Source organism: Geitlerinema sp. CS-897 (assembly GCF_028368005.1).
Classification (GTDB): domain Bacteria; phylum Cyanobacteriota; class Cyanobacteriia; order Cyanobacteriales; family Geitlerinemataceae; genus Baaleninema; species Baaleninema simplex.
Map to the genome: position 1 here is coordinate 1 of NZ_JAQNCQ010000365.1, position 7,647 is coordinate 7,647.

The following is a 7,647-nucleotide window of genomic DNA, read 5'->3' on the forward strand; positions in this document are numbered from 1 at the left end:
CCCGCGCCGTACCGCTTAGCGGTCGGCGCCGGGAGTACGTCACACATTAACCGTTAGGAGTTAACTTCGTCATGGACAACCCACGTCAAACCCGCCGTTCTCTTGGAATTGTCGCTGGAATCGCCGCTGTCCTCCTCGTCGCAGGTGGGGCGGCGACAGTATGGACGCGCAACAACGCCAACCGACAAGCCCCAACCGTGACGAATCCCAGCCAAGTCGCCCCCGACAGCCCTCCTGACGCGCGACCGTCTGAGGCGCAACCCTCCGAACCCCAAGCCCCCGACGAAACGACGCAAGCCACGGACGCGCCGACTATCGAGAAAACCCTCAAAACCTATTTTCTACGAGATACGGGAACCTCGTTTGAGTTAGTCCCGCTGGATGTCACGGTCGAGGCCAGCAGCGACGAACCCGACGCAATTTTAACGGCAGCCTTCGATCGCCTCCTCGACACGGCCGAACAAAACGATGTCTTTAACACCATTCCCACCGAAACCGAACTCAAAGACCTCAGCGTTCGCGACGACGGCATTCACGTCGATCTCTCGCGAGAGTTTACCTCCGGCGGCGGCAGTGCTTCGATGATGGGACGCCTCGGACAAGTGGTCTATACCGCCACCAGTCTCGACCCCGACGCGTCCGTTTGGCTGTCTGTCGAAGGCGAACCGCTGCGCCTGTTGGGAGGAGAAGGGTTAGAAGTCCCTCAGCCGATTTCTCGCCAACAGTTCGACGCAGAATTTTCGCTGTAAGGAGAAGAGCGGTGTCGTCTCTCGGGGCAGCTTCGAGGTTTGGCAATCTCGCCGCGATATCCGTTAGGGTGAGCAGAAGAACCGATCGACCCCACACCACTCAACAGGAACTATGGCGAGTTGTCCCCAATGCGATCGCCCCGTGCGCGAGGACGCAGTTTCTTGTCCCCACTGTCGCTATCCACTCAAGGCGTTCGGACATCCCGGTATTCCCTTACACCGGGCGACGGACGACGAATTTCTCTGCTCGAGCTGCACTTATCACCACGACGATACCTGTAACTTTCCCCAGCGTCCCTACGCCGAGACTTGCACGCTCTATCACGACGTCGAAGATGCGATCGCGCCGGAAACGCTCCCTCCTTGGAAACGACCAACGCCCTGGTATCGACGCTACCGACTGTTGTGGCCGGTTCTCGGACTCCTCGTTCTCAGCTTCGTCTTAGCTACCCTGTGAAGTACTGTTCGAGACGGTTTGGGGAGAGGTTTCGGTCGCATCTTCAGGGGCGGTTGCTGTGGTGGTTTCGTGGGAGGTCGTCTGCGGTGTGGCGAGGTGAGTTTCTTCTAAATCTTCAGCGACGGCGAGATCGAACCAGAACGTCGTCCCGACCCCCACCTCGCTGGCTAAATGAACGCTGCTGTGGTGTTTGTTGAGGATGTTGCGGACGATGGAGAGTCCTAACCCCGTTCCTTCTAAGGTATGAACGCGGTTTTCGACTCGGAAGAAGCGATCGAAAATGGCTTCTCGATCCTCGGGTTCGATACCGATTCCCGTGTCGGACACTTCCACCCGCACGTAACGCGTTGCCCCTTCGATCGCGTGGCTGCCCTCGTTTTCGGTGGGGGGAGGTAACAGATACGCCCGCACGATCGCCCGTCCCCCCGACAGCGTAAACTTCAGGGCGTTTCCCACTAAATTGGCAAATACCTGCAACAGCAAATCGTAATGTCCTAAAACTAGCGGTAAATCCGGTTCGACTTCCTGCGTCAGTTCGATCCCTTTGTCTTTGGCGTTGAGTTGGTAGGTTCGCAGGGTTTGCTCGATGGGTTGGGCGATGTCGAGGGGGTCGAGGTGGTAAATCCGACAAGACTCCAACCGCGACAAGTCCAGAACGTCGTTGACGAGTCGCGTCAGGCGATCGGTTTCGTGGTTGGCGGTTTCTAAAAACTCTTGTCGTTCGGTTTCGCTTAAATCTTCGCCGTACTCGTGTAAGGTTTCGATAAAGGATTTAATGTTAAACAACGGTGTTCGCAGTTCGTGAGAAATGTTGCTGATGAACTGACTTTTTGCCTCGTTGAGTTCCACTTCGCGGGTGATGTCTTGGACGGCGATGGAAATGCCTTTGACGTTTTCCCGGTCGCGATCGAGTACGGTCGTCACTAAAATACGAATGGTGCGCCGCGTGGGTTCTGTCAGCGTCACGCGAAATTCGCCACCGTCTCGTTCGCCTTTTGCCATTTGATACAGCGGCCGCGTCAACTCCACTTGAATCGCCGCCGGGAAAGCATGGAGGACGTTCGTTCCCACTAAATCGCGATCGTCCCAGCTAAAAATCCGCTTGGCCGTGGGATTGACGAGAATCACGTTCATGTGGGTGTCTAACAGCACTGCACCGTCGGCAATGGTAGACACCAAGGTTTCTAATTTCGCTTTTTCGGCGGTTAATTCTTCGATGTTTTGTTCTTCGTAGCGTTCGAGGCGCTCGGCCATTTCGTTGAAGCTTTCGATCAACTCGCCGAGTTCGCCGCCGAAGGGTAAATCGATGCGTTGTTTGAAGTTCCCCGAGGCGATGTTTTTGACGCCGACGAGTAGCTCTTTAATGGGGCGGGTAATGGTTAAGGCGTTGAACACCGCCCCGAGAATCACCATGACCCAGATGGAGACGAATACCGCAATGGTCACGTCCCGTGTCAGTCCCGAGGAGGTGACGACGGTGGGGTTGGGGTTGATGCCCACGGCCATGATACCCAAGGGGCGATCGCCGTCGTAGAGGGGGACGAACACGTCGGTCACTTGGCCGTTCGGCGTGTGGTGTTGGCGAACGAACGGCGATCGCGATCGCAGGGCTTCTTCGGGAAGGTGAATCCGCCGCTGAATGGTTAGGGAATTTTGAACGGTAGACTCGGAATAGGGAATGCCGAAAAAGATTTGTCCGTCTTCGTCGGCGTAGATGATGTAACGAACGCTCGAGGTACTGCTATAAAACTGACTTGAAAACCGAGCCAGTTCGTGTTTGTTGTCGTCGGCGACCAGTTGCGTGACGTTGGCCGCCAGAAGCAACCCCAAGTCGCGACCGAAGCGCGTATCGTTGAGGCGAGTGTCTTGCTGGATGGTGTTGACTGCCCAAAACGTCAAGCCGCTCACGATGAGGGAGACCGCAAGCGTTGCCGCCGCCATCAGTTTGGTTTGGAGCGTAAACTCCGACCACCAGCTTTCGATCGCGTTCGAGATCTGTCTCAGTAGAGTCAGCAAGGGGAGCCTATCAAAACGTCGCTATAATTTTTACGATTATATTCTGCCACGATCTGGGATTTGAGGCAGATTCGAGCGAACGAAAACCACTGTTTCGGACAGTCTCAGACGGTTTCGACGGTAAGATAGTCGATCGAACTCGAGGGGAAGTTGTTGTGGTCGAGCCAGTTTTCGTGACCGGCGGAACGGGATTTGTCGGATCTCACGTCGTGCGATCGCTCTTAAAGTCAGGTTATGGGGTACGGGCGCTCGTTCGCCCCACCAGTCGTCTCGACAATCTACGCGGTCTCGATGTGGAATTGGTCAAAGGAGATCTCAACGATGCCAGTTTGGAAGCGTTGATGCGAGGCTGTCAAGCGGTCTGTCACGTGGCGGCGGAATATTCCCTGTGGCAGCGCGATCGCGATCGCCTCTACCGTAGCAACGTCCTCGGAACTCGTAACGTCCTAATCTGCGCCCGCAACGTGGGGGTCGATCGCGTCGTCTATACCAGTTCTGTCGCCGCGATCGGCGTCAAACCCCACGGACAACTCGCCGACGAAACCTTTCAAAGTCCCGTCGAGAAGCTGATTAGTGCCTACAAACAATCGAAATACCACGCCGAACGAGAAGCCGATCGCGCCGTCGCCGCCGGACAAGATGTCGTCATCGTCAACCCCAGCACCCCCATCGGTGCGGGGGACATCAAACCCACGCCCACGGGCGATATTATTTTACGCGTCCTACAACGGCGAATGCCCGCTTACGTGGATACGGGCTTGAATTTTATCGACGTGCGGGACGTGGCGCGAGGTCACGTTCTCGCCTTGGAACGGGGGAAAACGGGAGAACGCTACATTCTCGGCCATCAAAACCTGACTTTAAAAGCATTTCTTGACAAACTCGCTGCGATCGCGGGGTTAGACGCCCCCAAACGCACGATTCCCCTCTGGCTACCTCTGACAGTGGCGTGGTTCGACGAAATGGTATTGGCGCGGTTGGGGAAATCCCCCTCGGTTCCCCTCGACGGTGTGCGAATGTCCGCCGAACCCATGTATTACGATGCCTCGAAAGCGGTGCGAGAGTTGGGTTTGCCGCAATCGGATATCGACGGGGCAATTCGCGAGGCGGTGCAGTGGTTTCGTGTGAATTTCAAAAGTTCCGATCCGAGAGAGACAACGGGATTATAATGAGGTTTACGGATTTAGGGACGGTTGGGGAGTCGAGGGCTTTTCGTATTTTCGTAAAATCCAGCGATCGAATCTCAAAATTTAAAACAAAATCGCTCTGAAATTCGATTTTTAAGACTTTTTCAAAATTCAAAACAGTCAAAAAATTGTCACAAACAATCTCAAATACGAAGGAAATTTTGAAATAATAGAGCTACATACTCGATTTCAACATTCGATCTGAGTACAATAGTAAAAAAGATAGATTGGCATTTGCAAAATTTGCGATCGCCTCGTTTTTTCGGAAAACAACCAACTCCCTAAATCGGTGAGAGGAGGAAGACTGTGTCTATTCAAATCCAACAAGCTGTCGCCGTCGGAAAATATCTCGTCGAACAGCGTTTAAAAGGACGTAAAAAATTCCCGTTAGTGTTGATGCTCGAACCGCTATTTCGCTGTAACTTAGCCTGTTCCGGTTGCGGCAAAATCCAGCATCCCAAAGAGATTCTCAAACAAAACTTGACGCCGCAAGAATGCTTCGCCGCCGTCGAAGAATGCGGCGCTCCCGTTGTGTCGATTCCCGGTGGCGAACCGCTGCTGCACCCGCAAATCGACGAAATCGTGGCGGGATTGGTCGATCGCAAAAAGTTTATCTACCTTTGCACCAACGGGATTTTACTGGAAAAATTCCTGCATAAATTCCAACCGTCTCCCTATCTCACATTCAGCGTTCACCTGGACGGTTTAAAAGAACAACACGATAAATGTGTCGATCGCGAGGGCGTGTTTGACATTGCCATCAACGCCATTCGCGCCGCCAAGGCGAAAGGCTTCCGCGTCACCACCAACACCACCGTATTCGAGGGAACCGATCCCCAAGAAATGCAAGAGTTCTTCGATTTCTTAGCGGAGTTGAATGTCGATGGAATGATGGTGTCTCCCGGTTACAGTTACGAAAAAGCGCCCGATCGAGACAATTTCTTGAAACGGGAACGCACGAAAGCCCTGTTTCGGGAAATTCTCGCACCGTTCAAAGCCGGTAAAAAGAATTGGAACTTCAACCACAACCCCCTGTTTTTAGACTTTTTGATGGGGTATAAAGATTACGACTGCACCCCTTGGGGAAGTCCCAGTTACAGCGTTTTGGGCTGGCAAAAACCCTGTTATTTACTCGATGAAGGGCATTACGACAGCTTCCAAGAACTGCTCGACCGTACCGATTGGAGCCAGTACGGGCGCAAGAGCGGTAATCCGAAATGTGCCGATTGCATGGTTCACTGTGGTTACGAACCGACGGCGGCGATGGATTCAATGGAACCGGCGAACGTGGTGCGATCGCTCGGCAGCGTCTTCGGAATGGCGCGTTAAGCGAATTTTACTGTAACGTCAGATCCCCGGCATCTTCAGAGATACCGGGGATCTAGCTGAGGAGAAAAATTAAAACCCTGAATTAAAACCCTAAATTCCCGAACCATCGAGGAATTCACGAATCATGCGATCGCGAAGTTGGCAGTTGGGAGCGGCTCCGACGCAAATCTCCTCTCCGTCAGACGAAACGTAGACCGGTTGCGGTTGCTGTTGCAGTTGCTCGACTTGCTGCTCGAGTACCTGAATGCGATCGACCAAACTGCGGATGACTTGCGCTTCCGAGTCGGGAAGCTGTCCGTGTTCGAGGGGATTCACGCGAACGCCAGAGCGGTACACCACGCGCCCGGGAACGCCCACCACCGTGCAGTCCGAGGGAACGTCTCGCAACACCACCGAACCCGCCCCGATGCGGACGTTATTGCCGATCAGCAGGTTTCCAAGAACTTTGGCTCCGGCCCCGACCACCACGTTTTCTCCGAGGGTGGGGTGGCGTTTACCGCTTTCTTTCCCGGTTCCGCCGAGGGTGACACCTTGATAAATCAAACAGCCGTCGCCAATGATGGCGGTTTCCCCGATCACAACTCCCATTCCGTGGTCGATAAAGACCCCTTCGCCAATAGTGGCACCGGGATGGATTTCAATTCCCGTGATGAAGCGAGAGAGATGGGACATGAAACGAGGGAAAAAGGGAATGCCAATGCGATAGAGCCAGTGTGCCACTCGATGGAACATGAGCGCCTGTAAGCCGGGGTAGCAAAACAGCACCTCTAACCAGTTTCGGGCGGCAGGGTCGCGATCGAAGATGATGCGAAAGTCGGCAGCGAGGGAACGTAACACGGCGATCTAACCTGGTAACACAAACCACAGTTTATTATCTTAATTGATTATTTGGAGTTCGCAGCGATCGATCTCGGTTCGGTTTTGCCCCCTTTCTCGACGGCGGACGTTTACACTAAGAAAAAGTACGATCGGCTCACTTACGCGGATTCATGACATCGCCTCCAGACACCCAAAACATCCAATCTTCTGAAGACACGAACGACATGCAGGACGAGCATCTCGACGAATTCCCTTACGAGGTGGAAATGTCGCTGTTCGACCATTTAGAAGAGCTACGACAGCGCATTTTCTACTCGATTATCGCGGTGTTCGTGGCGATCGTCGCCTGTTTTGTCACCGTCAAACCCATCGTTCGCATTCTCGAAGCTCCCGCGCAAGGGGTGGACTTCGTACAAATTCGCCCCGGTGAGTTTTTCTTCGTTTCGATTCAGGTGGCGGGATATTCTGGCTTGCTGCTGGCGACGCCGTTTATTCTGTATCAAATTGTCCGGTTCGTCTTACCCGGTTTGACGCGACGGGAACAACGGCTGATCGCTCCAGTGGTGTTGGGATCGAGCGTGTTGTTCCTCGGCGGTTTGGTGTTTGCGTATTTCGCTTTGATTCCGGCGGCGTTGAAATTCTTTGTGTCTTACGGGGAAGGCGTCGTCGCGCAACAATGGTCGATCGACGAGTATTTCAAGACGATTCTCCTGCTACTGTTCAGTACTGGAATCGCGTTTCAAGTTCCGGTATTGCAGGCGCTCCTCGGTGGATTGGGAATCGTATCCTCGAAGCAAATGCTCTCGGGGTGGCGGTACGTGGTACTGTCGGCGGCGGTCGTCGGTGCGGTGTTAACGCCTTCGACCGACCCTCTCACGCAGAGTTTACTCGGGGGAGCGGTGGCGATGTTGTATTTTTCGGGAATCGGCCTGGTGAAGTTAATGGGACGTTGACATACTCACCGCCCTAGAAGGGCGGCGATTCCTGCTAAGCAGTTACTGATTCATCGACACCACTTACTGGCTCGGGCTTCCCTTCGTCAGCAGAGGTGGGAGTCTCCTCAGTCGTTTGCGGTTTCCCGCCAGTTTCC

Annotated in this window: 7 protein-coding genes; 5 read left to right on the forward strand and 2 right to left on the reverse strand. The window is 54.0% G+C overall.

Annotated elements, in window-relative coordinates; all coding sequences use genetic code 11:
• The first annotated feature begins 71 nt into the window (after nucleotides 1–71).
• Both POG22_RS23205 and POG22_RS23210 read left to right on the forward strand, forming a co-directional pair.
• Nucleotides 72–749, forward strand: a complete 678-nt coding sequence (locus tag POG22_RS23205) for a GerMN domain-containing protein (protein ID WP_498907290.1) — start codon at nucleotides 72–74, stop codon at nucleotides 747–749.
• Between the two features lie 112 nt (nucleotides 750–861).
• Nucleotides 862–1,206 carry a zinc ribbon domain-containing protein gene (locus tag POG22_RS23210; protein WP_498907291.1) on the forward strand — a complete coding sequence of 115 codons (345 nt, stop codon included), beginning with the start codon at nucleotides 862–864 and terminating at the stop codon, nucleotides 1,204–1,206.
• Here the strand turns inward: POG22_RS23210 and nblS are convergent.
• Nucleotides 1,192–3,222: a two-component system sensor histidine kinase NblS gene (gene nblS / locus POG22_RS23215; RefSeq protein ID WP_498907292.1), complete on the reverse strand. Its 2,031-nt coding sequence runs from the start codon at nucleotides 3,220–3,222 to the stop codon at nucleotides 1,192–1,194. The genes POG22_RS23210 and nblS overlap by 15 nt on opposite strands.
• Before the next feature lie 155 nt (nucleotides 3,223–3,377).
• On the opposite strand from nblS, the gene hpnA reads away from it, so the two are divergent.
• Together hpnA and hpnH are read left to right on the forward strand one after the other, a co-directional pair.
• Complete coding sequence (hpnA, locus tag POG22_RS23220) at nucleotides 3,378–4,391, forward strand: hopanoid-associated sugar epimerase (RefSeq protein WP_498907293.1); 1,014 nt, start codon at nucleotides 3,378–3,380, stop codon at nucleotides 4,389–4,391.
• A 324-nt stretch (nucleotides 4,392–4,715) separates the two neighbouring features.
• Nucleotides 4,716–5,738 (forward strand): adenosyl-hopene transferase HpnH, encoded by a 1,023-nt coding sequence (gene hpnH / locus POG22_RS23225; RefSeq protein WP_498907294.1) that lies wholly within the window; start codon nucleotides 4,716–4,718, stop codon nucleotides 5,736–5,738.
• 90 nt (nucleotides 5,739–5,828) lie between these two features.
• Here the strand turns inward: hpnH and cysE are convergent, their stop codons facing one another.
• Nucleotides 5,829–6,575, reverse strand: coding sequence for a serine O-acetyltransferase (cysE, locus tag POG22_RS23230; RefSeq protein ID WP_498907295.1), 747 nt, complete (start codon nucleotides 6,573–6,575; stop codon nucleotides 5,829–5,831).
• Between the two features lie 206 nt (nucleotides 6,576–6,781).
• Here cysE and tatC point away from each other — a divergent pair, with 206 nt between their 5' ends.
• Nucleotides 6,782–7,510 (forward strand): twin-arginine translocase subunit TatC, encoded by a 729-nt coding sequence (gene tatC, locus POG22_RS23235; RefSeq protein WP_498907296.1) that lies wholly within the window; start codon nucleotides 6,782–6,784, stop codon nucleotides 7,508–7,510.
• Nucleotides 7,511–7,647 lie beyond the last annotated feature (137 nt).